The sequence below is a fragment of the Rheinheimera nanhaiensis E407-8 genome, assembly GCF_000296695.1.
Lineage (GTDB): Bacteria > Pseudomonadota > Gammaproteobacteria > Enterobacterales > Alteromonadaceae > Alishewanella > Alishewanella nanhaiensis.
Genome location: NZ_BAFK01000001.1, coordinates 194,594 through 218,603 on the forward strand (window position 1 = coordinate 194,594; position 24,010 = coordinate 218,603).

Here is a 24,010-nt window from a genome sequence, read left to right on the forward strand (position 1 = left end):
TTCAATCCTCAGTGTCGGCAATCGGCAGGTACAGGGTAAATTCGGTATGGCCGGGCCAGCTGTCGCAGTCAATCCAGCCGCCATGCTGGTGGATCAGCGTTTGCGCAATCGACAGGCCCAGGCCAGTGCCGCCGGCCTTACCACTTACCATCGGGTAAAACAGCGTATCTTTAATGTCGTTGGGAATGCCGGGGCCGTTATCCGTCACCCTAATCATGGCCACCAGCTTATAACGCTTACCATGTAAGGTATGCTGGTGTAATACCCGGCTTTGCAGGCAAATGGCCGGCTGTTCGGTTTGGCTCAGCGCCTGCTGGGCGTTACGCACTATATTGAGTAACGCCTGCTGTAACAGCTCAGGGTCAAAGGCAAAATCGGGAATGCTGGGGTCATAATCGCGGCTAAAGCTGACCTGTGCCGGGTTGTCCATCAGCGCCAGCTGGCGCACCTGCTCTATCATCTGGTGTAGGTTGCTGCTTACCCGTTGTGCCGGCCGGTAGGGGCCAAGCAGACGATCGACCAGGTTACGTAAACGGTCGGCCTGCGCGATAATCAATTGAGTATATTCGGTCAGCTCCTGCGGCAATGAGTCTTCCAGCAGCTGTGCCGCACCGCGCAGGCCACCTAGCGGGTTTTTAATTTCATGCGCCAGGCCGCGGATCAGCTCCCGGGCAGCCAGATGTTGGTGTTGTTGCAGGCTTTCCAGACTGATTTTGCGCTGCTGTTCAACCTGGCGGATTTCCAGCAGCAAATGATCCGCAGGTTGCTCGCTTAGGGTGACGGCAATATCCAGCAGTAAATGACGGCCATCAGCCAATACCGCCTGCACATCGCTGACGCTGAAACCTTGCCTGCTGCTAAAGGCAGCATAAAAATGCGCCGGACTGATATCGATATGTTGAAATAACGCCGGGAAATACTGATCTGACAGACGTTTTTCACCCAAACCCAGTACAGCGCAACAGGCGGTATTAAAATAGCGGATCTGTAAGCCGGCATCGAGCAGCATAACGGCGGTTGTCAGCTGTTCGGTGATTTGTGTGTGTAGTTGTGCTGTAGTATCTCGTGTCACTGCGCCACCCTTTGCACCAAATTGGTGCGGTTGGCTGACAGTGTAATTCAGTTTCGTCTGAATTGCCTAGCCGATGCACTAATTTGGTGAAATTACCGATGCTCTATGCAAATAGAAGGTTGTTACAGGACTAACTGCAATTATCTTGCCGTTTTGATCGAATAATTCCATTTGTAGCGTGTGCTCACCACGCTCAATATGACGCAGAATAAACACCGCATTGTTTTGCGGTTCGGTTTGTGCTTTACCATCTATTAATAATCTGACACGTAAACCGCGTTCAAACATCGGGCTGATTTTACCGGAGACATATACCGAGCCGGTATTATCTCGCACTGTGCCCTGATGCTCAGGTTGCACAATTTCCACTGTGAATGATTCGGTTGCCACTTTTTTGGTATTGGGCAGGGTGGGGTCTGTCGCGGCCATGATATTTGCGCGGCTGGACAGGGTCAGCTCTTCGGCATCAGCCTGGGGGCTGTCAGAAAACACCAGCACACCATTAGCATCCCGGCTGACAAACACCTTTTTGCTTTCCTGGGCACTAACGGCTGTTGTTGCAAACAACAATACTAAAATAAACAATATGTTATTCATAGGTTAATCCATCAAAGTGTTATTATTATTATTGTTGTTCCATGACGTTACTCTAGCTTGCTTCAGGGCTTTTTTCTACAAAAAAAAAAGCTCACCGCAGTGAGCTTTATTGAATATATACAGGTAAAACCGGATTACACGCTGTAGTACAGTTCAAACTCTAACGGGTGAACAGCTACTGCCACACGGCGCGCTTCAGCACGCTTCATGTCGATGTAGGCATCGATCATTGCATCTGACATTACGCCACCTTTGGTGAACAGGCCGCGGTTTTTATCCAGTTCATTCAAGGCTTCTTCCAGTGAAGAGGCAACTTGTGGAATATTGGCTGCTTCTTCTGCCGGTAGGTCGTATAAGTCTTTATCCATCGCATCGCCAGGGTGGATCTTGTTCTGAATGCCGTCCAGACCTGCCATCAGCTGAGCAGTAAATGCCAGGTACGGGTTAGCCGCCGGATCCGGGAAGCGACACTCGATACGGCGTGCTTTAGCACTGGGTACCAGTGGAATACGGATTGACGCTGAACGGTTACGGGCAGAGTAGGCCAGCATGACCGGTGCTTCATAATGCGGCACTAAACGCTTGTACGAGTTAGTAGAAGGGTTAGTGAAGGCATTTAATGCTTTAGCGTGCTTAATAATACCGCCGATGTAGTACAGTGCCAGCTCAGATAAACCGGCATATTTATCGCCGGCAAACAGGTTAACGCCGTCTTTCGCCAGTGACTGGTGGCAGTGCATGCCTGAGCCGTTATCGCCTACCAGTGGTTTTGGCATAAAGGTGACCGTTTTGCCATACAGGTGGGCAACGTTATGAATAACGTACTTTAACTGCTGAATTTCATCCGCTTTTTTCGTCAGGGTGTTAAAGCGGGTAGCAATTTCGTTCTGGCCTGCAGTGGCCACTTCGTGGTGGTGCGCTTCAACGGTTTGGCCCATTTCTTCCAGCACCATACACATGGCGCTACGGATATCATGACCTGAGTCTACCGGTGGTAACGGGAAGTAACCGCCTTTCACACCTGGACGGTGGCCTTTGTTGCCATCTTCGTAGGCAGTACCTGAGTTCCAGGCCGCTTCGGTTGAGTTAATTTTGAAGAACGAACCCGACATGTTGGTTTCAAAACGGATATCGTCAAACATGAAGAACTCTGGCTCCGGGCCAAACAGGACAGTGTCTGCAATGCCGGTAGATTTTAAATATTCTTCCGCACGCTTGGCGATTGAACGCGGGTCACGATCGTAGCCCTGCATGGTGCTTGGCTCGATAACATCACAGGTGATGTTTAGCGTCGTTTCTTCAAAGAATGGGTCCAGCACGGCAGTGCTTGGGTCTGGCAGCAGGATCATGTCTGAGTCGTTAATACCTTTCCAGCCCGCAATAGATGAGCCGTCAAACATTTTACCGTCTTCAAAAAAGTCTTCAGTGATCTGGTTCACCGGCACGGTAACATGCTGCTCTTTACCTTTAGTATCGGTAAAACGTAAATCAACAAACTTTACTTCATTTTCTTTAATTAAATTCAGTACAGATGATGCAGACATGCATTCCTCCAAATTGACCTGTTTTGAACTGTTTTTGCGGTGTTGCGCCATTAAATGCCAGTTGCATGCCACTTTATTAAGGTATTGATTTTAAATAACATGCATTACTTTATGTTCGCGCAATGACATAGCGTTGCACCAAAATTGGGCGATGCCGCCTTATTATGGTGCAATTGTGGCCGTGCTAAGTGTAGCGGCTGCCTGGCATGCTGTGAAAAAAAATCAGCGAAACCGCCAATGCGGTTTTTCTTTCCTCTGAAAAACAGAGTAGAATATGCGCCCTTTCGTTTCAGTTCGTATTTGCCTGGTGGTCATTATGGTCATCTAGTGCCACAGAGGATAAGTTACATGAGCGTTACCGCGACAAATTTAGAAAAGCTGCGCAACATTGCCATCATTGCGCACGTTGACCATGGTAAAACCACTTTGGTTGACAAACTGCTGCAGCAGTCTGGCACCTTCGATGCCCGTGCCAAAATGCAAGAGCGTGTGATGGACTCTAACGCGCAGGAATCTGAGCGCGGTATTACTATCCTGGCAAAAAATACCTCAGTACGCTGGAACGGTTATCACATTAATATTCTCGACACGCCCGGCCACGCCGATTTCGGTGGTGAGGTAGAGCGGGTTCTGTCGATGGCAGACTCGGTATTGCTGCTGGTTGATGCCGTAGACGGCCCTATGCCACAAACCCGCTTCGTAACGCAAAAAGCGTTCGCCCATGGTTTAAAGCCAATAGTGGTAGTAAACAAGATTGACCGCCCCGGCGCGCGGCCGGATTGGGTTATCGATCAGGTATTTGATCTGTTCGACAACCTGGGAGCCACCGATGAGCAGCTGGACTTCCCGATTGTTTATGCTTCAGCATTAAATGGCTGGGCCACACTGGATTACAACGAGCCAAAAACCGACATTACCGACCTGTTTCAGGCCATTGTTGACCACGTAGCGCCGCCGGCAGTAGAGCTGGACGGCGAAACACAGCTGCAGGTTTCGCAGCTGGATTACTCCAGCTACCTGGGCATTATCGGTATCGGCCGTATTAAGCGTGGCAATTTAAAGCCAAACCAGCAGGTGACTATTGTTAGCGCCGATGGTAGCAAGCGTAATGGTAAAGTCGGCCAGGTATTTGGCTACTTAGGCTTAGAGCGGGTAGAGACGACTGAAGCCACCGCCGGTGATATCGTCGCCTTTACCGGTTTGGGTGAGCTGAAAATTTCTGACACCATTTGTGCTACCAGCAAAGTAGAAGCCTTACCGGCACTGCAGGTAGATGAACCTACAGTAACTATGACGTTCCAGGTAAACACCTCTCCCTTTGCCGGTAAAGAAGGCAAGTTTGTTACTTCACGGCAAATTTTAGAGCGGTTGCAACACGAGCTTAAACACAACGTCGCGCTGCGGGTGGAAGAGACTGACGATGGCGACAAGTTTAAAGTGTCTGGCCGTGGTGAGTTGCACCTTGGCGTATTAATTGAAAACATGCGCCGTGAAGGGTTCGAGCTGGCAGTATCGCGGCCTGAAGTTATCATGAAGACCGTTGATGGTGTGAAAATGGAGCCGATGGAAAACGTGACCATCGACTGTGAAGAGCAGCATCAGGGTTCTATTATGGAGCGCATGGGCGAGCGTAAGGCTGAGATGACCAATATGCAGCCTGACGGTAAAGGCCGGATCCGTATGGACTTCACCATGCCAAGCCGTGGCTTAATTGGTTTTCGTACTGAATTTATGACCATTACCTCGGGTACCGGTCTGATGTACCACAGCTTCGACCACTACGGCGAGCACAAAGGCGGTTCTATCGGCCAGCGTACTAACGGCGTGATGATTTCTAACGCCATGGGTAAAGCGGCCGGTTACGCTATATTCTCGTTGCAGGAACGTGGTCGCATGTTTATCAGCCACGCCGAAGAGGTATACGAAGGTCAGGTGATCGGTATTCACAGCCGCAGCAATGACTTAACGGTTAACTGTTTAAAAGGCAAGCAGTTAACTAACGTGCGAGCTTCAGGTACCGATGAAGCTATTAACTTAGTGCCGCCAATTCGCTATACGCTGGAGCAGGCGCTGGAATTTATTGACGATGACGAGCTGGTAGAAGTGACACCAAAATCTATCCGTATCCGTAAGCGTCATTTAACGGAAAGTGATCGTAAGCGTGCCAGCCGCAGCGCGGATTAACACAGTACACTAAGCATCAAGGCCAGCCTTCGCGCTGGCCTTTTTTATGCGCTGAGCATTAGGGCTTTGCTGGTTGCTGGCGCTATTTTCTTGTATTCTCTGCATTTAAGCTTATCAGGGAGGCAATATGCAGCGCGATTGGCAGTCTTATCTAGATACCGCTCTGAGGTTTGTCCGGCTGTATGCCCAGCGCTGCCAGCAGGATCAGATTGGCATGATTGGCGGCTACCTGGCCTATATCTCTTTATTGTCGCTGGTTCCGCTGGTAGCGGTGATGTTCTCGATGCTAAAAGCCTTCCCGATGTTTAGCGAGTTTCGCCAGGATATTGAAGCCTTTGTGTACGCCAATGTGATACCCTCACGCGGGGAAGAAATTCAGGCCTATGTCAGCCAGTTTATTGGCAACACCGGTGGCATGACCGCCGTTGGGGTGCTGGCATTGGTCGGCGTGGCACTGTTGCTTATTCATAATATAGACAAAACACTGAATAAGATCTGGCGGGTGCAGCGCAGACCCAGGCCAATTATCTCGTTTTCAATCTATTGGATGATCTTAACGCTGGGGCCAATACTGTTTGGCTCCTCCATTGCTGTCACCTCTTACCTGGTCAGCCTGTCGCGGTTTGCCGATGATTACACGCCGGGTTTTTCTACCCTGTTATTAAGCCTGCTGCCTTATCTGATGTCGTTAGTGGCATTTTTTATTTTGTATCTGCTGGTGCCCAATATTAAAGTGCGCGCCCGCCATGCGCTGTGGGGCGCGCTATTGGCAACTTTGTTGTTTGAGTTGTCTAAGCGGGGTTTTGCGCTTTATGTCACGCATTTCCCGGCTTACGATACGCTGTATGGCGCACTGGCACTGGTGCCGATTTTATTTGTCTGGGTGTATTTATGCTGGCTGGTGGTGCTACTTGGCGCAGAGCTTACCGCTTTATTGCAACAGCTGGCTGCCGATACACCGCCGGCTGCGCCGGACGATCCGGATCAGCTTGAGGAAAATTCAGAGGTAAGTCGTTAACATGAAGGCATTAATTCAGCGGGTTAGCTCAGCGGCGGTACGGGTTGACACTGAAATCGTCGGTGACATAACGCAGGGGTTACTGGTATTGCTGGGCGTTGAAGCTGAGGATAGCGAAGCTGACATAGCGAAACTGGCGCACAAGGTACTGCATTATCGCGTATTTGCTGATGCCAACGGTAAAATGAATTTAAATGTACAGCAGGCCGGTGGCAGCCTATTGGTGGTATCACAGTTTACCCTGGCTGCGGATACGCAATCAGGCCTCAGGCCCAGCTTTACCCCGGCGGCAACACCGGATAAAGCCCGTGCTTTTTACCAGGCTTTTATCGACTATTGTCAGGCACAGGGGCTTAATGTCGCTACCGGCCGCTTCGGTGCCGATATGCAAGTCAGCCTGATCAACGATGGTCCGGTAACCTTTTTACTGCACAGTTGATTTTGCAAGGAGACACTATGCGGCACTGGCAACTGCGTACTCCGCAAACCGCGGATGAGTGGCAGCAGTATTATCAGTTACGTTATCAGGTGCTGCGTGCACCCTGGCAGCAACCACCTGGCTCAGAGCGCGATGCGCTGGAGCAGGATGCCTACCATTTAATGCTGATAACCGAACAAGGTGAGGTGGCAGCGGTTGGACGGCTGCACCGCTGTGATGAGCACAGTGCTCAGGTACGGTATATGGCGGTTGCTGAGGCTTATCGTGGCTCTGGCGCCGGTAAGCGCCTGTTAGAGGCATTGGAATATGAGGCCGCGCGTTGGGGCTGCAGTATTGTTCAGCTTAATGCGCGCGATAGCGCCATCGGTTTTTATCAGCGCCAGGGGTATGCCAAAGGGCAGCAGGCGCCGGCCTTATTTGGTATTGCGCATCTGCAAATGCATAAAAGGCTGCGTGTCGCTGGCAGCGCGGTGCAGTTTGCCAGTTGGTGCGATGCCCTAAGTGCTACCTGGCAGCAAACCATTCCGCTTAGCCAGTATATGCAGCTTACAATAAGCAGCTTTGACGGCAACCAACTTTGCTGCACAGCGCCATTGGCGCCGAATATTAATCTGCACCAGACCATGTTTGCCGGCAGTATCTATACCCTGGCAACCCTCACTGGCTGGGGTATGCTGTATCTGCAATTGCAGGCCGCCGGCTTATCGGGTCATCAGGTATTAGCCGATGCCAATATCCGCTATGTTAAGCCAATCAATGCAGCACCTGAAGCGCGCTGTGTACTGCAGCAGTGCAGTGGCGATCTGAGCGTTTTGGCACAAGGCAAAAAAGCCGTGCAGCAAATCCGGGTTGGCATTTATTGTGATAACAGCCTGGCGGCGGAGTTTAGCGGCCGTTATGCGGTGTTGCCGGCCGCAAACGACAATGCGACGCGGCGTTGACAAGGAAGCCGTGTGATATGAAGGTGGTAATTATTGGCTGTGGCTGGCTGGGCAGTCAGTTAACCAAGGTGTTAGTGGCCGCCGGGTATAGTGTTACGGTAACGCGGCGCACTGCAGGGGCGGCTGAGGTTTATGGCCCGGCGGTTGGCTTTCAGCCGCTTGATTTAGCCCGGCCAGTAGCGGATCCCGCCACCATCGTTAAGCTGTTTGCCGGTGCCATAGTGGTATGTGCCATCACGCCCGGGCGGCAACAACAGGATGACAATTACCGCAAGTCGCTGGCGCAGCTGGCCGGCTTGTTGCAACAGGCTGGTAGCCGCGGCGTCATTCATTTTAGTTCGACCGGTATTTATCAGGGCCTGGCCGGCGATGTAACCGAGCAAAGCCCACTGGTGCTGACTGAGCCCAGGGTGGCGCGTTTACACCGTGGTGAGCAGGCACTGCAGCAATTTCAGCCGTGTGTAACCTTGCGTCTGGCCGGGCTGATGGGGCCGGGACGCCATCCGGCACGCTTTAGTGCCGCTAAAGTGCTAACCGACGCTGATGCCAGCGTGAATATGGTGCACAGTGCTGATATTTGCCGCGCTGTGATACAGCTGCTGAGTTATCCAAGCTTACCTGCGGGCACCTATAATCTGGTTTGCCCACAGCCGGTAAGCCGCATGGCGTTTTATCAGCAGGCGGCCAAGCTTGCCGGCAGCACGGTAAGTTTTGCCGGCACATCAGACAAACAGCGCCGGGTAATGGCGCAGGCGTTTATTGAACGCTTTGGCTTTGAGTATCAATTTACCAGTGCCACTGCCGCTTTAGCGCACTGTGATTGATGCTTTTGTCACCAAATAAGGTTTTATAAAGCATTTATCAGCGGCTTATCAGGATTATTTTTAGCTGTCGCCACATACTTGCCGCTCAACAGATGGAGTTGAGGGCATTATGAAAAACAAATGGCTGGTGATTTCCTCGGTCAGTACCGCGCTTGGCGTAATTGCCGGTGCGTTATATCTATTCTTCGCTGAGCATTCTTTATTACTAAGCAACAATACCTGGGTCATGTCGGCATTTTGGTCGGCTTTTATGCTGTGGAGCTTTGTGTTGATGTTTGTCGTCGCACTGATTTTCAACGTGCTGGCGTTTTTTGAGCTGGATGAGCAGTACCGGGTGTTTGGTTTCTCGTTACCTTTGAAACCTTTTTTGTCCGGTAGCGATAAACAGCAGCAATTTTTACAGGATGCTGAGCGGTTTTTATTGCATCAGGGCAAGTTAGCTCACTCAGAGCGGGTCAGTGCTGAATATCAATGCTTACAGGGTGAGCAGGAAAAGCTGGTTTTCATGCAGCAAACCAATCAGGTGGTCGATATTAATCAGATCCGTGCTTTGTTTCAGCAGATGTTGGCAGCTGATTTTAACAGTGGTGTTGTGGTCAGCTATGCCGGCTTTAGTAGTCAGGCCTGGATTTTTGCCCGCGAAGCCAATATTGAACTTTTAGATGCCAAGAGTTTAAAAAAGCAGCAAAAAAAGCATCGGGAACAACAATTCGCGTTAGTTTGATGCTGATATCATCTTTTCATCGGGTTTTTTTCCCCTGATTTGGCACACTAGCGGGCGAAGGGAATCGAGAAAAACAACAGGATGCGAAAATACTTCCTGCCTGGCTGGACTAAGTCCAGCCTTTTTCTTGGCTAAGGAGTGGCAAAAGGGCAGTTGCCCTTGCTACGGAGCAGTGACAAGCCGGCATGATGCCGGTGAACGCTGAAGGATATAGCGAATGTGGCGGCAGGACGCCGCCCCCCCTTAATAGTTTGTCCGTCAGGAAATCTTAAAGGCGCCGGCGGCTTTTTGCAGCGCATTAGCCAGGCGCGAGACACCATCACTATGTTGTAAGGTTCGCTCGGCTTTTTCGCTGCTGACATGAGCCACTTCAACCATTTGCTGCATATTCTGATCGATAGTGCTGCCCAGTTGCAGCTGTGTTTCGGTAGCTGCTGTGACCCGGCTACTGATGTCCTGTGTTGTCGCCAGCGCCTGTATCACCAGGCTAAGTGAGCTGGCCAGCTCCTGCGTTTGTGCCACACAGCTGTCTGCATCGGTTTTGCCGCTGCTGATGGCCTGCACCGCCTGTTTGCTTTGTTGCTGTAGCGTCTCTATCATCTGACGAATTTCATCCGTCGCTTGCTGCGTGCGCCCCGCCAGAGAGCGAACTTCGTCTGCCACTACAGCAAAACCCCGGCCTTGCTCGCCGGCTCTGGCGGCCTCTATGGCCGCGTTGAGTGCCAGCAGATTGGTTTGTTCGGCTATGCTGCGAATAGTTGCCAGTATGCTGCCGATATTATTGGCTTCATCATTAACCCGGCTCATTACGGCACTGGTACTGGTAAGTTGTTGCGCCAGATGGCTGATGCGGTCACTATTTTGCCGGGCGATCTGATCTATCTGCTTCCCTTGTGTCAGCGCTTGCTGCATAGCCTCTGTGGTGTCTGCCGACTGGCTGGCAATATCACGGGTGCTGTCAGCTAACTGGCGGGTGATGTCGTTCACGTCGGCAATTTGTTGTTGCTGGTGCTGTAGCGAATCGTTAATTTCTCCCACCTCGTAGGCGGACTGACTGGCATTTTGGTTCAGTTCACTGGCGTTGTGCTGAATGTCGATAATCAGGCTGCTAAGGGCACTGGTCAGGCTATTTACTTTCTCTGCCAGTGCACCAAATTCATCCTGCTGTACCACTTGCAGCTTGCGGGTTAAATTGCCTCTGGCCACGTCGGTCAGTACATTATTAATGTCAGCCAGTGGGCGCAACATGGCACTGATCGTCAGATAGGCGGCAGCGACAGCCAGTAAAATAAGCACCAGCATCAGGCTTAGGGTGCGGGTGTTACCTGAGCTGACCGAGTCAGAAACATTTTGCTGCAAAGCGGCAAACTGTTGATCCGCGGCACTTTGCAAAGTGTCTAACGCCGTGATGACTTGTTCTACCCGCTGCTCGGAGAGTGTCAACTGCTGGCGGGCTTGTTGCTGCGCCTCAACCTGAGTCAGCTTTATTCTGGCCAGGCTGTTCTGGGCTTCTACCCGGTTGGTCAGCTCGGCCAATTGCCCGGTGACACTCTGCCACAGGCCGTCAGTATTCAGTGTGGCGACCTGGTTGGCCAGATAGTCGATATTGACCTGCATGTCACTCAGGGCAAAACTGAGGTTTTCCTGGCCGGCGCCGGCTTGCGCGACATCAGTGTAAGCCACCACCTCCTTAAAGGTATTTAGTAGTCCCAGTAACTGGCCATCGATACGGTTTGCACTGCCAGCGATAAGCTCCATCTGGCGGGCGCCGCCGGGCAGTTCCAGATACGACAGATCTAACAGATTAGCCCCTATGCTGTCGACCAGCTGCTCCAGTAAGGCAAATTCTTTCAGCGCTTCGCGCTGTAATGCCAGGCTTTGTAGCCTGGCGTCGAACATCGCCTCAACGGCGCTGGCATACTGCTGATATCGGTTGTCGATATCGGCCAGTGTGCTGGTGAACTGGGTTTCACCGCTGGTCAGGCTGGATAAGGCGGCTAACTGTTGACGCAGGGCGTTGCTGCCAACATTGAACTGTTGTTGATACTGGCTAATCTCAGCGTCCTGCTCGGCGGTAAAACCCAGTGCAGACAGCTTAGCCAGTTTTAATAGCTGCACCTGAGCGGCATGGCTTTGTTGTTGCACCGGCACGGCTAACTGATTTACCCGTTCACTGGAATGTGTAACAGCAGAGAAGCTTAATAAGGCTGAGCCACTGGATAACAATAACAACAGGGCAATAAACCCAAAGCCGAGGATGACTTTATGCGCAACTTTTAACTGGATCAAAGGTGTTTACTCCGCGCTCAAGCTGAGCCCTAAACATAGACAGCAGTGGCTTGCTTAACAAGTTGACGTTAACAAAGAAATCTTGACTGGTCTAGCCGGAAAAAGGAGACCTTCTTAAAAAAGCTGCCAGCTGAAGCTGGCTGGCGGCAACATGCCGGCAAATGCCAAAATACTAGCGATTAGCCAACAGATTAACATTAAGGTATCCGCCCAGGCGGTAGCGGCTGCCCGGTGCAGTTAAGTAAGCCAGGCTTACCGCGCCTTCCCGGCTGAAGGTGCGCCTGGTCAGGCGCAGACAGGGCTCAGGCTTTTTCAGCAGTAAATGCCGGCAGGTAAAGTCATCCGGCCATATCGCTTCTACCAAATGCTCTGCTTCGGTCAGCGGCGCGATATGGCTTAAATACTGATGGGGGGTTTGCTGGTTAAAATCCTGCCTGACATAATCCGGCACCAAACGGGGGCTGACATAGCGGGCTTCTAACTGCAGTGGTTGGTTGTTTTCCAGGTGCACGATCAGTGAAAAATACACCGCTTCATTACGTTTAAGCCCCAGCGCACTGGCGATAACCGCGGGGCAGGGCAGTTCGGTTAGCTGTAACAGCCGGGCACTGTAAGCATGGCCGCGGCTGTGTATCTCATCGGCAATATTGCGGATCTCCAGCAAAGAGGATTGCGATTTGAGCGCTGCGACAAAACTACCCACGCCCTGAGTGCGGTATAAAATACCCTGCTCGGTCAGCTCCTGCAGTGCGCGCCGCGCTGTCATGCGGCTGACGCTGAATTGTTCGGCTAACACATTCTCTGAGGGCACCCGGCTGTGCTCCGGCCAGACGCCTATCTCTATCTGGCTGAGAATGTATTCTTTGATCTGGGCAAATTTGGCCACGCTAAACTCCATTAGGATACCGGCATAACAAATACTGTAGTTTTGTTGTATAGACAAGTTGTTGGTGTAAAATTAGCGTCTGCCCGCCTACAGGAGATATTGATGCAGCAATTTGATGCGATCTGGGTTAACGCCAATATTGCCACTATGACCGACAATGGACAGCCTTATGGCACCATTGAAAATGCGGTGCTGGCGGTAAAAGACGGCCGTATTGCCTTTGTTGGCCCCCGCGCTGCACTGCCGGCTTTTGATGCGTTGGCAACCCCCTTGTATGACGTGGCTGGCCAGTGGCTGCTACCGGGCTTTATCGATTGCCATACGCATTTGGTGTACGCCGGTGATCGTGCCAATGAGTTTGAACTGCGGCTAAACGGCGCCAGCTATCAGCAAATAGCTGCCGCCGGCGGTGGTATTAAAGCCACTGTAGCCGCTACGCGCGCAGCCAGTCATGAGCAACTGTTTGTGTTAGCCAAAGCCCGGCTTAACGCGCTGTTAAGCCAGGGGGTTACCACGGTGGAAATTAAATCCGGCTATGGTCTGGATCTTGCCAGCGAGCAGAAAATTCTCGAAGTCGCCGCAGAGTTGTCGCAACATCACCCGGTATCGGTGCAGAAAACCTTTTTGGGTGCCCATGCCTTACCGCCGGAGTATGCCGACAATGCCGATGGCTATATTGATGCCGTGTGCGACATGCTGCCGCGCTTAGCTGCGCTTAATCTGGTGGACGCGGTGGATGTGTTTTGTGAAGGCATAGGTTTTAGTGTTGCGCAAAGCCGTAAAGTGTTTAACGCCGCAGCAGCACTGGGCTTGCCGGTAAAAGCCCATGCGGAGCAGCTATCCAATTTGGGCGGCAGTGCTTTAGTGGCTGAATTTGGTGGCTTGTCGGCTGATCATATCGAATTTCTCGATGAAGCCGGCATAGCTGCGATGGCAAAAGCCGGTACTGTTGCCGTTTTACTGCCCGGTGCATTTTATTTTCTGCGTGAACAACAGCTGCCTCCTATAACATTGCTGCGCCAGTATAAAGTGCCGATGGCGGTGGCAACCGATGTTAATCCCGGCACATCACCGCTTTGCTCACTGCCACTGATGCTGAATATGGCCTGTACCTTATTCCGTTTAACCCCCGAGGAGGCGCTGTTGGGTGTCAGTCGCCATGCCGCCAAAGCGCTGGGCCTTAATGACCGTGGTACTCTGGCGGTTGGCCAACGGGCTGACTTTGCCTGTTATGCCATCAGCCGGCCGGCGGAGCTGTGTTATCAGTTTGGCGTGAATCCACTTAAACAGCTGATAATCAATGGTAAAGAGGTTAACCACCGGCTGTAAGTCGCTTTACAACAGGTGGTTTTCGATTATGCTAGTAGCAATGTTGATGCGGGAGAATCACCTTGTCTTACCGGCTGTTAAGTATGGCGTTATTAAGCTGGCCCGTTGCGGCGCAGGCTGAAACAGAGCAATTACCTTTGCTGAGTTTGCTGACAGGGTTATTGCTATTAAGTTTTATCTATATGATTAAACTTAAGTTTGACTTGCACAAGCTGAATAAGCAGCAACAAAAGCAGCAAGCCAACCCGCTGGGGTTTTACTCGCTACATGATGATATCAGTGGCTTTCCTAACAAATTTTTCCTGCAACAGCAGCTGGACGAGCTGCTAAAGCGGGCACCGCAACAGCAATTCTCGCTGCTACTGATTAAGATTAGCCAGTTTGAACAAATTAATCAGTTACTTGGCCACAGCAACAGTAACCTGATCCTGGCCCAGATTGCCCAGCGTATTAACCAACAGCTGAAAGACACCCCTGAAGCGCTCACCTTTGAGTTTCGCCAACAGCTGCCAATTCGGCTGTGTCATTTAGGCGGGGTGGATTTTGCCGTCTGGCTCGACAGCACTGAGCAGCAACATTTAGCAGAATATGTGGCAGATAATCTGGAGAAAAATGTACCGGAACCGATGATAGTGCACGGTTGTGCGGTGGATTATCAGTTGCACTCTGGTATTGCCAATTATCCTGAGCACGGTACCTTGCTTAGCGAGCTATCTGAGCGCGCTTATCTGGCGCTGCAACACCACAGCTGGTTACAGGGGCAAAGCCAGGTGTTCAGCCCGCGTATGCTCAATTACAGCAGCGACAAACTGACCCTGATGGCAGAGCTGCGTCAGGCGATTGCCGATAACCAGTTGGCGCTCTATGTGCAGCCGCAAATTGATATGAAAAGCCGTCAGGTGTTAGCCGGTGAAGTGTTTGTGCGCTGGCGTCATCCCAGCCGCGGCTTAATGGCGCCGTCCAGTTTTCTGGCGCTGGCCGAGCAAACCGGTGTGATCTACCCGTTAACCCAGTGGGTGGTGCGTGAGGCGGTCGCCATGATCGCAACGCTGGAGCAAGCCGGCTTAAACAGCAAGATAGCGGTTAATATCTCCAGCAAAGATTTATTGCAGGATGAACTGGTCGATAGTTTAGAGTTTTTGTTTGAAAAGCATAAGGTGAAGCCGGCGCTGTTGATGCTGGAAATTAAAGAAGGCGCGTTATCTGAAGCGCCGGACAAGGCACTGGCCACCATTCAGCGCTTGCACCGCTTAGGCGTAGAGCTGGCGCTGGACGATTTTGGCACCGGTTTATCATCACTGGCCTATTTACGCCGCTTGCCCATTCAATACGTGAAAGTTGATTGCAGTTTTATCAATGATCTCCATAAATCCGATATGCACTCTGCCATCACCGGCGCCATTATTGATATGGCGCGTAACCTGGATTTAGGCGTCATCGCCGAGGGTGTAGAAGAGGTAGAAGTGGAGCAGAAGTTACTGCGGATGGGCTGCACCCGTGGTCAGGGCTTTTTATACTCACGGCCGTTTGAGCTCAGTGGTTTTGCGGTGTGGTTAAAACAATGGCAACAACAGCCCAAAGGCCCTACAGCGCCGTAGCCTGATGCTGCTTACCCTGAATAAAAGCATACACCAGCGCTGCCAGAATTTGGCCGGCTTCACTGTTGCCCGCTGCTAAACCCGCCGCATGCTGTGCCGGCGCGGCCTCGGCTAAATGCAGATAACGGCTGCGCGGTACCCTGGCCAGTTGATACACAAACTGCTCTGCCGCCTGCACGCTGATACCGCAGTTAGTAAAAGCGCTGACCGGCATCATGCTGATGCTGTCGGTATCCAGTTCAATACCGATATCCCCTGTGCCTTGCACTACGGCATCTATGCACAGGTCCAGTGCTTGTTGGTAGTTCAGCTCTTGCCGGACAAAGATGCGCTGATAGCTGCAATAGTCTGCCCCGGCCTGCTGTAATTGTTGCAGGGTGGCTGCTGAGTTTTTCAGTTCATGCAGCCCCAGCACAAAGTAGTGCTGTAAATAGCCATCCTGCCAGGCATAGCTAAAGCCATTACCGCTGTGCCGGCCTTCCAGCGGGCGAAAATCACTGTGGGGGTCAAGGTTGGCACTGTTCGCCGGCTGGCCGCTTTGTGTGGCCAGTGCCTTTAATATTGGGTAACTGTTGTTATGGCCACCACCGATAACAATAGGATACAAACCTGCAGCGAAGATGGCCTGCACTACATCGCTGACATACTGATCTAACTGGCTTACCAGCTCACGCAGCACCGCCAGTTGCTCTGGTTGCTGGTTGTCCAGCTTATCGGCCTGCTGTTGTAAGGCTCTGCAGTCTATCTCGCCTAGCAGCAATAACTGGCCGGCCGTGATAAAGCTGTTACTTTGCAGAGGCAAAAAACGGCTTAAAAACGCCTGCCAACCGCCGGTCGCACCGGCCTGGCCCAGGTTGGCTCTTGGCCCGATGTCTTCAGGTATACCTAACAACACAAATTGACAGCCCGCCGTTTTAGCCTGAGCCAGTTGCTGGCTCAGGCTCAGATTAACTTGCGGCAGCGCGACAGCCTGGCCCAGACGTTGTTCACCGGGGCGGCTGGCACACAGTTGCTCAAGCCTGGCTGGGGTAAAAAGCGTTAGCATCAGCAAACCTGATTATTCAATATCCAGTGGATCCGGCGACATAATAATGCCGGTACTGTCGGCATACAGATGATCGCCGGGTAAAAAGGTGACGCCAGCGAAATTAACCGGCACTTCAGTTTCACCAAAACCTTTATCATCGGCACCTACCGGAATGGCATTAACGGCCTGAATGCCGATATCAAAATCTTCCAGTAAATCCAAATCGCGCACACTGCCATAGCACACTATGCCTTCCCAGCCATTGGTGGCAGCCAGTGAAGCCAGTTCAGCATCAATAATAGCGCGTCTGGCAGAGCCGCCGGCGTCAATTAATAACACTTTGCCAACACCCGGGTCGTTTAACATTTGCCGCACTAAGCCATTGTCTTCAAAACATTTAACGGTATGAATTTGACCACCAAAAGAGCGCCGGCCACCGTAATTGGCAAAGAGCGGCTCAACCACATCGACCAAATCGGCATAAAGATCACATAATTCAGACGTATTGTATTCCATGGTGGGCTCCGGCATTAACAGAATTGACCCTCAGTATAGCGCCCGGCGCAGTAAGCTCAAACACTTATTATTATTGGCTTTTATCGAGTCACCGTTAACTGTGTATTGTCGGCGGGGGTTGTTGTTTGTTAAGGTGTGTCCATATGTCTTAACAGGTACTGGCAGTGGCTGCAGAAATTTTTGCCCGGTTAGCAATTTACCTGACCCAGGTTGGTATTGCCCTGCTACTTTGTGTGCTGCTGTGGAACCTGAACCGGATTTATCAACAAGGCTATATCCGTTCCTGGTGTATCGCGGTGTTGGGCTTTAGCGGTTATCAACTAGCGATTTTATTGCAGTGGCTAATGCCGCAAGAGGCGGTTATGCAGCTGCTGCAGTTTGTCACCATTATGGGTAGTTATACTTTCGCCGTGCTGTTGCTGCGTGGCATGATGCAAACCCGTCGCTCGGCTTTGCCAAATTGGGCCGCCATGCCGACTCAGCGGATCCTGTTGCTGCTGCTGATAATTAGCGCAGTGACTTTATTGCCGTTCCAACTTGCCGACTTTGACCGCGATTGGCGAGAATACTTCCAGGTTTACCTCAGATTATTATTGATGGGCATTCTGCTGCTGGGGGCTGCTATTAGCCTGTTGCAACGGATGGAGTCATCACTGGGCCAAAGGCTGGCGGCTGCAACCTTATCGCTGTGGGGCAGCTTGTATATAGCCTTTGCGGTCTGGCGCCTGCTTAGTACTGCCGAGTTGGCAGAGCCCAGGCTAACATTGGTTTACAAATGCGTAGAGCTCTTTTTACTGTGCTGTCTGGGGCTGGCGCTGCTGATTTGGCTGCATGAGCATGAGCGTAGCGCCAATATGCAGTTAACCGAAAAAGCCCGTTATCTGGACAGTTACGACCAACTGACCGGGGCACTAAACCGTGATGCTTTACTGACGCAGCTACAGCAAAAACTGCAGCACAACGCCGACACGCCGCTTTATTTGCTGATGCTGGGGCTGGATAAGTTTAAAACCATTAACGAGTCGGTTGGCCTGAAACAAGGCGATATGCTGCTACGCCAGTTAAATCAGCGTTTTGCCAACAGTATTTTAAAACCTGCGTTGGTCGCCCGCACCGGTGGTGATATTTTTGCACTGGTGTTGACCGATATTCAGGACGACACCCAGTTGCAGTATGCGCTACGTCATGTGCAGCAATTGGTAGAAAAACGCTTTGACTCCCAAGCCGGCCAGTTGCAGCTAAGCTGTACCGTCGGTATTGCCTGCGCGCCACACGATGCCGCCAGTGCCGAGACACTGCTGCAAAAAGCCAATATTGCTTTTCATCAGGCTAAACGCCTGCAAACGCGGCATCTGGCCTATCAGGCCGGTATGGAAGACGAGTCGGCCCGCTTAATCAGCTGGGAAACCGAGCTATTGGCTGCGATGCAGCAGGACCAGTTAGTGCTGTATTTTCAGCCACAACTAAACCTGCGGGACAACAAACTGGATGCCTTTGAAGTACTGGTACGCTGGCAACATCCGAAGCAGGGCTTATTGATGCCGGGGCAGTTTTTACCCTTTGTCGAACAGTTAGGCCTAAGCCGGCAGCTGGATTTTTGGATCCTGCAAAAAGCGGTACAGACCATCAGCCAATGGCGCCAGGCCGGGCTGCAGGTACCTTTGGCGGTGAATATGTCACCACTGCATTTTCAGCAGGATGGCCTGAAACAGCATATTCAGCTGTTGTTGCAGCGATATCAGGTGGCGCCGGAATTACTAGAGCTTGAAATCACCGAAAATACGGCGATGCACGATATGGAAAAAGGCTCTAACCATGTGCTGGAATTACAGCAGATGGGTATACGGGTATCGATTGATGACTTTGGCACCGGTTACTCCTCGCTGGCCTATTTGCGCCGTATGCCAATAGATAAAATTAAAATTGACCGCAGCTTTGTGATGGATATGGCCGGTAACGACTCCGACATGATGATCGTAAAAACCATGATCAAATTGGCACATGGCTTAGGTAAACGCATTCTGGCCGAAGGGGTAGAAAGTGCCATACAGCTTGAGCTACTTAAAAGCATGGCGTGTGATGCAGTACAAGGTTACCACATCGCCCGGCCACTGCCGGAGGCAGATGCTGTGGCGTATGTGCGTAAACCCGGTGTCATGCTAACGTCATAAAGCCGCGCTAGCCTGTCCTTAGTCGATACTCAGGACAGAGCCTCTTATGTTGCTTAAACGACTGGAACAGTGGGATCAGGCCTCATTTCACCGGCTGTTTCGCCGCAGTAACTCAGTGCAGGCCCGCCATATCAGCTTATGGCTGTCAAAGACCGCCGATGGCCCCTTGTACCTGCTGTTTGCGCTGCTGCTGCTAAGCTCAGGCTCGGCGGAAGCTTACAGCGTCAGCGGCTTATTGTTGGCTGCCTTTGCGCTGGAGTTGCCGCTGTATTTATTGCTGAAAAACAGCATAAAACGGGCACGGCCGGCTGATGTGCTGACCGCTTTTATCCGTGCCCATATCACCCCGTCTGACCGCTTTAGTTTGCCATCAGGCCATACCGCCGGAGCCTTTGTGTTTAGCACGGTGATTGCACTGTATTTTCCGCTTTGGTGGCCGCTGGCACTGCTGTGGGCGATGGCGATTGGCGTGTCGCGTATTATGCTCGGGGTACATTTTCCGCTGGACGTGTTGGCTGGCGCGGTTTTGGGCTCAGGCAGCACCCTGGCTGTCTACACTTTGCTCAATTAGACGCTTAGCCGATAATTTTTGCAGCATTTTGTTACGCCTGAACTATCATCAAAGCAGTTGTTAACATTTCGGGTGTAAAGCATGAGTCGTTTAAGGCGTTTAACTATTAAACAGCGGTTATTTATCAATGGCGGTGCCCTGGTGCTGGCCATGGCTATTATGCTGTTGATTTTGTTTTATCAAAGTGCACAACTGACCAGCCTGGCTAGCACCCAGCAACTGGTCGAGCAAATTAGCACCGACGTGCTGATGTTTCGTCGCCACGAAAAAGACTTTATGATGCGCACCGAGCTGAAATATCAGCAGCGCCTGGCCGAGCACTATCAGCAAATGCAACAGCGTGTAGCGCAGCTTGACCGCCTGTTACAGCAGCATCGTATTGACCGTGAGCCACTGGCGCAGTTTAGCAGCCTGACGGCAGATTATCTGCAAAGCTTTAATCAATTGGTTAGCCAGCAGCAGCGCATTGGGCTGGATTACCGCTCTGGCGTGATGGGGGAGCTACGGCAGGCGGTGCATCAGTTAGAGCAGCGACTGGATGCCGTTAACCGTGATGATCTCAGTGTGCTGATGTTGCAACTGCGCCGGGCAGAAAAAGATTTCCTGCTGCGCAAAGACATGGCCCATGCCCAGCAGTTTGCGCAGACGTTTTTGCAGTTGAGCCAGCAGTTAAGCGCTGAACCAGACAGCCTGCAGCTGGCGCAGCAATACCAGCAGCATTTTAATGCTCTGGTCAGTGCCATGCAGCAGATGGGGCTGGACGAAACACAGGGCATTACCGGCCAGATGCGTAAAGCTATTCAAAGCACCGAGACCAGTTTGAAAGCGTTGGCAGAACAAACCGGCGCCGCCATCATAGCCGCAGTCAGTACGACACAGAATTTGGCGATTGGCATTTTTTGTCTGGTGTTGGTGGTGGTATTAACACTGGTGGCGCTGACCAGCCGCAGTATTTTGCGCCCGGTGATGGAGGTGTGCCAGGCGATTGGTCTTATTCGCAGCAGTAATGACTTTCGTATGCGCGTGCAAGTAGCCGGTAAAGATGAAATGACCACACTGGCACAGGATTTTAACGCCATGCTGGGCGACTTTCAGGATCTTATCCGCACTGTTAATCAGGCACTGGAAATGCTGGATACCGCGACCAACGAGCTGGCGCGTTCCACTGCGGATACCAGCCGGGGCATGCAGCAGCAACAAAACGAAACCGATATGGTTGCCACTGCTGTCACAGAGATGGGCGCCACCATTAATGAAATTGCCAGCAATACCGAAACTACCGCCGCTAAAGCCGAAGCCACTAACCAAAATGCCCAAACCGGCCGTGGCGAAGTGCTGCATACGGTAGAGCGGATTAACGCGTTATCGGCGCAGTTACAGGACGCTACCCAGGTGGTGGCTGAACTGGAGCAGGATGGTAAAACGATTGGCACTGTGCTGGATGTGATCCGCAGCATCGCTGAGCAAACCAACTTATTGGCGCTTAATGCCGCCATAGAGGCTGCCCGGGCCGGCGAGCAGGGCCGTGGCTTTGCCGTGGTGGCCGATGAGGTGCGTAATCTGGCCATGCGCACGCAGGACTCTACCCGGCAAATTGAGGCGATTGTTGGTGGTTTGCAAGGCCGTACCCATAGCATAGTGCAGGTGATCCAGAATTGCCGGCAGCAGGGGCAAAGTAGTGCTGAGCAAGCCAATGTCGCTATGCAACTGCTGAGCGAAATCACCAGCGATGTTACCAATATTATGGATATGACGACGCAAATTGCGGCGGCGATAGAACAGCAAAGCCAGGTCGCCGCAGAAGTGAATAAAAACGTGGTGAAGATCCGTGACTTGTCGGATGAAACCTATGGCCATGCCCGGCACAACGCCAGTATCAGTGAGGAGGTAGCGCAGCAGGCGGCGTTATTGCACCAGACGGTAGATCGCTTTCGCGCCTGAGTAGGTAGCAGCCGGCTAACTGAAAGCCGGCTGCTATGTTCTGCGTTAGCCGCTAGTTTCAGCAGCGCTCAGGGTTTAAACTTCACGGCAATCAGCTCGTCGCGCTGGGCATTGGCCTGGCGTAACTGCGTAAGGTATTGCTGCCACAAGGTATCTTGCTGTGACGCCAGCTGATACAGATAGCGCCAGCTGTAAATGCCACTGTCGTGGCCATCATCAAACACCAGCTTTACCGCATAGTGGCCCACCGGCACTACCTTGCTGATGGCGACATTTTTTTTGTGCGTCACCAGCACCGGCTTGCCATGACGGCGTACCTCGGCCGAGGGCGACCATACCCGCAAAAACTCAGCACTGAAGTTTGCCGTCTCGCCATTGTTAAATTGCACATCCAGCTTACGGCTGCGCTGATGATAGTGCAGCCGGCTAACCTGCAGCTCGCTATCAGTGGTGCTGGTGTAATTGGCCATTACAGAATAAACCGGCTTAAATCATCATCCTTCACCAGTGCGCCCAGGTGTTTTTCCACATAGGCCGCGTCGATATGAATTTCTTCACCGGCATGGTCGGCCGCATCATAGGAAATTTCTTCCAACAGCCGCTCCATCACGGTGTATAAACGCCGCGCACCGATGTTTTCGGTGGTCTCATTGACCTGCCAGGCCGCCGCTGCCAGGCTTTTTATACCATCGCTACTAAAGTGCAAGTGCACGCCCTCTGTTGCCAGCATGGCACTGGCCTGCTCGGTCAGCGAGGCTTTGGGCTCAGTTAAAATCCGCTCAAAATCAGCGGCGCTTAGTGCTTCCAGTTCAACCCGTATCGGCAGACGGCCCTGTAGCTCCGGTACCAGATCTGAGGGTTTGCTCATCTGAAAGGCGCCCGAGGCAATAAACAGGATATGATCGGTTTTTACCATGCCGTGTTTGGTATTGACGGTGCAGCCTTCAATTAATGGCAGCAAGTCGCGCTGCACACCTTCGCGTGATACATCGGGGCCACTGGTTTCGCCACGCTTACAAATTTTGTCTATCTCGTCCAGAAACACGATGCCGTTTTGCTCAACCGCGTCCAGCGCGGCGGTTTTCAGCTCTTCCGGGTTAACCAGCTTGGCGGCTTCTTCTTCAATCAGCTGCTTTAGCGCCTCTTTGATTTTCAGTTTGCGCTTTTTCTTTTTGTCCTGGCCCAGGCTTTGGAACATGCTTTGCAGCTGCGAGGTCATCTCTTCCATGCCAGGTGGTGCCATAATTTCCACCCCAATGTTCGGCTGTGCCAGTTCCAGTTCAATTTCTTTATCGTCCAGCTGGCCTTCGCGCAGCTTTTTGCGGAAGATCTGCCGGGTGTTAGAGTCGGTTGGTGTTTTATTCTCCGGCTCGCCCCAGGCCGTTTTGGCCGGCGGCAACAGTACGTCCAGAATACGCTCTTCGGCCATTTCTTCAGCGCGGTAGCGGTTTTTCTCTATTGCCTGCTCACGAAACATTTTCACGGCGCTGTCGGTCAGGTCACGGATAATGCTCTCCACTTCCTTGCCGACATAACCTACTTCGGTAAACTTGGTGGCTTCGACTTTGATAAAAGGCGCATTGGCCAGCTTGGCCAGCCGGCGGGCAATTTCAGTTTTGCCCACCCCGGTTGGGCCTATCATCAGGATATTTTTCGGCGTTACTTCCTGGCGCAGTGCCGGTTCTAACTGCATGCGGCGCCAGCGGTTACGCAGGGCAATGGCCACTGCACGTTTGGCTTTGTTCTGGCCGATAATATGGCGGTCCAGCTCGTGGACAATTTCTCTTGGCGTCATGTCAGACATAAGGCTACCTGCTTAGAGTTCTTCAATGGTCTGATGCTGATTGGTGTATACGCAGATATCACCGGCGATGGTCAGGCTTTTCTCGACGATGTCACGGGCACTGAGCTCAGTGTTTTGCAACAGCGCCGTGGCGGCCGCCTGGGCATAAGGGCCGCCGCTGCCAATGGCAATTAAGTCGTGCTCGGGCTGCACCACGTCACCGTTACCGGTAATGATCAGGGAAGTGTTGGCATCGGCCACCGCCAGCAGCGCTTCTAATTTACGCAGCATACGGTCGGTACGCCAGTCTTTAGCCAGCTCTACCGCCGCACGCATTAAATGGCCCTGGTGCAGCTCCAGTTTGGCTTCAAAACGTTCAAAGAGGGTAAAGGCATCGGCGGTGCCGCCGGCGAAACCGGCAATCACCTTGTTGTGATACAGCCGGCGTACTTTGCGGGCATTGCCCTTCATTACCGTGTTGCCAAGTGAGACCTGGCCATCACCGCCAATGGCAACTTTACCATTGCGGCGGACAGAAACTATCGTTGTCATGCTT

The 24,010-nt window shown here is 52.1% G+C and carries 21 protein-coding genes; 11 read left to right on the forward strand and 10 right to left on the reverse strand.

Going from position 1 to position 24,010, the window contains the following annotated elements; genetic code table 11:
- Position 1: 1 nt before the first annotated feature.
- The 3 genes from glnL to glnA form a co-directional block, all read right to left on the reverse strand.
- Positions 2-1,072 (reverse strand): nitrogen regulation protein NR(II), encoded by a 1,071-nt coding sequence (gene glnL / locus RNAN_RS00970; protein ID WP_040551364.1) that lies wholly within the window; start codon positions 1,070-1,072, stop codon positions 2-4.
- A 78-nt stretch (positions 1,073-1,150) separates the two neighbouring features.
- Entirely contained in the window at positions 1,151-1,669 is a 519-nt protein-coding gene (locus tag RNAN_RS00975) for a DUF4124 domain-containing protein (protein WP_008217820.1), read from the reverse strand.
- Between the two features lie 134 nt (positions 1,670-1,803).
- On the reverse strand, positions 1,804-3,213 hold the full coding sequence (glnA, locus tag RNAN_RS00980) for a glutamate--ammonia ligase (RefSeq protein ID WP_008217822.1): 1,410 nt from the start codon (positions 3,211-3,213) through the stop codon (positions 1,804-1,806).
- Between the two features lie 348 nt (positions 3,214-3,561).
- On the opposite strand from glnA, the gene typA reads away from it, so the two are divergent.
- The 6 genes from typA (at position 3,562) to RNAN_RS01010 (ending at position 9,343) form a co-directional block, all read left to right on the forward strand.
- The gene (typA, locus tag RNAN_RS00985; RefSeq protein WP_008217825.1) at positions 3,562-5,397 is read left to right on the forward strand and encodes a translational GTPase TypA; all 1,836 of its coding nucleotides are present in this window, start codon (positions 3,562-3,564) and stop codon (positions 5,395-5,397) included.
- A gap of 127 nt (positions 5,398-5,524) precedes the next feature.
- Positions 5,525-6,415 (forward strand): virulence factor BrkB family protein, encoded by an 891-nt coding sequence (locus RNAN_RS00990; RefSeq protein ID WP_008217827.1) that lies wholly within the window; start codon positions 5,525-5,527, stop codon positions 6,413-6,415.
- 1 nt (position 6,416) lies between these two features.
- Positions 6,417-6,854, forward strand: a complete 438-nt coding sequence (gene dtd / locus RNAN_RS00995; RefSeq protein ID WP_008217830.1) for a D-aminoacyl-tRNA deacylase — start codon at positions 6,417-6,419, stop codon at positions 6,852-6,854.
- Between the two features lie 17 nt (positions 6,855-6,871).
- The gene (locus RNAN_RS01000; RefSeq protein ID WP_008217831.1) at positions 6,872-7,795 is read left to right on the forward strand and encodes a bifunctional GNAT family N-acetyltransferase/hotdog fold thioesterase; all 924 of its coding nucleotides are present in this window, start codon (positions 6,872-6,874) and stop codon (positions 7,793-7,795) included.
- 17 nt (positions 7,796-7,812) lie between these two features.
- Positions 7,813-8,619 carry an NAD-dependent epimerase/dehydratase family protein gene (locus RNAN_RS01005; protein WP_008217833.1) on the forward strand — a complete coding sequence of 269 codons (807 nt, stop codon included), beginning with the start codon at positions 7,813-7,815 and terminating at the stop codon, positions 8,617-8,619.
- A 109-nt stretch (positions 8,620-8,728) separates the two neighbouring features.
- Complete coding sequence (locus tag RNAN_RS01010; protein ID WP_008217836.1) at positions 8,729-9,343, forward strand: restriction endonuclease; 615 nt, start codon at positions 8,729-8,731, stop codon at positions 9,341-9,343.
- Positions 9,344-9,601: 258 nt separating this feature from the next.
- Here the strand turns inward: RNAN_RS01010 and RNAN_RS19475 are convergent, their stop codons facing one another.
- Together RNAN_RS19475 and hutC are read right to left on the reverse strand one after the other, a co-directional pair.
- Positions 9,602-11,632 (reverse strand): methyl-accepting chemotaxis protein, encoded by a 2,031-nt coding sequence (locus RNAN_RS19475; RefSeq protein WP_008217837.1) that lies wholly within the window; start codon positions 11,630-11,632, stop codon positions 9,602-9,604.
- A gap of 172 nt (positions 11,633-11,804) precedes the next feature.
- Positions 11,805-12,518 (reverse strand): histidine utilization transcriptional repressor HutC, encoded by a 714-nt coding sequence (hutC, locus tag RNAN_RS01020; RefSeq protein ID WP_081502256.1) that lies wholly within the window; start codon positions 12,516-12,518, stop codon positions 11,805-11,807.
- A gap of 102 nt (positions 12,519-12,620) precedes the next feature.
- Here hutC and hutI point away from each other — a divergent pair, with 102 nt between their 5' ends.
- Both hutI and RNAN_RS01030 read left to right on the forward strand, forming a co-directional pair.
- Entirely contained in the window at positions 12,621-13,847 is a 1,227-nt protein-coding gene (gene hutI / locus RNAN_RS01025) for an imidazolonepropionase (protein ID WP_008217840.1), read from the forward strand.
- A gap of 62 nt (positions 13,848-13,909) precedes the next feature.
- Positions 13,910-15,445: a putative bifunctional diguanylate cyclase/phosphodiesterase gene (locus RNAN_RS01030; protein WP_008217842.1), complete on the forward strand. Its 1,536-nt coding sequence runs from the start codon at positions 13,910-13,912 to the stop codon at positions 15,443-15,445.
- Here RNAN_RS01030 and RNAN_RS01035 read toward each other — a convergent pair.
- Positions 15,432-16,490 carry a formimidoylglutamase gene (locus tag RNAN_RS01035; RefSeq protein WP_008217844.1) on the reverse strand — a complete coding sequence of 353 codons (1,059 nt, stop codon included), beginning with the start codon at positions 16,488-16,490 and terminating at the stop codon, positions 15,432-15,434. The two genes, RNAN_RS01030 and RNAN_RS01035, sit on opposite strands and share 14 nt — an antisense overlap.
- Before the next feature lie 12 nt (positions 16,491-16,502).
- Complete coding sequence (gene rraA / locus RNAN_RS01040) at positions 16,503-16,988, reverse strand: ribonuclease E activity regulator RraA (RefSeq protein WP_008217846.1); 486 nt, start codon at positions 16,986-16,988, stop codon at positions 16,503-16,505.
- 164 nt (positions 16,989-17,152) lie between these two features.
- Between rraA and RNAN_RS01045 the strand changes: the two genes are divergently transcribed.
- From RNAN_RS01045 to RNAN_RS01055, 3 genes are all read left to right on the forward strand, one after another.
- Positions 17,153-19,159 carry a putative bifunctional diguanylate cyclase/phosphodiesterase gene (locus RNAN_RS01045; RefSeq protein WP_008217848.1) on the forward strand — a complete coding sequence of 669 codons (2,007 nt, stop codon included), beginning with the start codon at positions 17,153-17,155 and terminating at the stop codon, positions 19,157-19,159.
- 46 nt (positions 19,160-19,205) lie between these two features.
- The gene (locus RNAN_RS01050; RefSeq protein WP_008217850.1) at positions 19,206-19,730 is read left to right on the forward strand and encodes a phosphatase PAP2 family protein; all 525 of its coding nucleotides are present in this window, start codon (positions 19,206-19,208) and stop codon (positions 19,728-19,730) included.
- Between the two features lie 81 nt (positions 19,731-19,811).
- Positions 19,812-21,671, forward strand: a complete 1,860-nt coding sequence (locus tag RNAN_RS01055) for a methyl-accepting chemotaxis protein (RefSeq protein ID WP_008217851.1) — start codon at positions 19,812-19,814, stop codon at positions 21,669-21,671.
- Between the two features lie 68 nt (positions 21,672-21,739).
- On the opposite strand, the gene RNAN_RS01060 is transcribed toward RNAN_RS01055, so the two are convergent.
- From RNAN_RS01060 to hslV, 3 genes are read right to left on the reverse strand one after another with little or no spacing between them, the layout of a single operon-like run.
- A complete protein-coding gene (locus RNAN_RS01060; protein ID WP_008217854.1) occupies positions 21,740-22,141 on the reverse strand; it encodes a gamma-butyrobetaine hydroxylase family protein in 402 nt (133 codons plus the stop codon).
- On the reverse strand, positions 22,141-23,475 hold the full coding sequence (gene hslU / locus RNAN_RS01065; RefSeq protein WP_008217856.1) for an ATP-dependent protease ATPase subunit HslU: 1,335 nt from the start codon (positions 23,473-23,475) through the stop codon (positions 22,141-22,143). Before hslU ends, RNAN_RS01060 begins: the two co-directional genes overlap by 1 nt.
- A 12-nt stretch (positions 23,476-23,487) precedes the next feature.
- On the reverse strand, positions 23,488-24,006 hold the full coding sequence (hslV, locus tag RNAN_RS01070; RefSeq protein ID WP_008217859.1) for an ATP-dependent protease subunit HslV: 519 nt from the start codon (positions 24,004-24,006) through the stop codon (positions 23,488-23,490).
- Between the last annotated feature and the right edge of the window lie 4 nt (positions 24,007-24,010).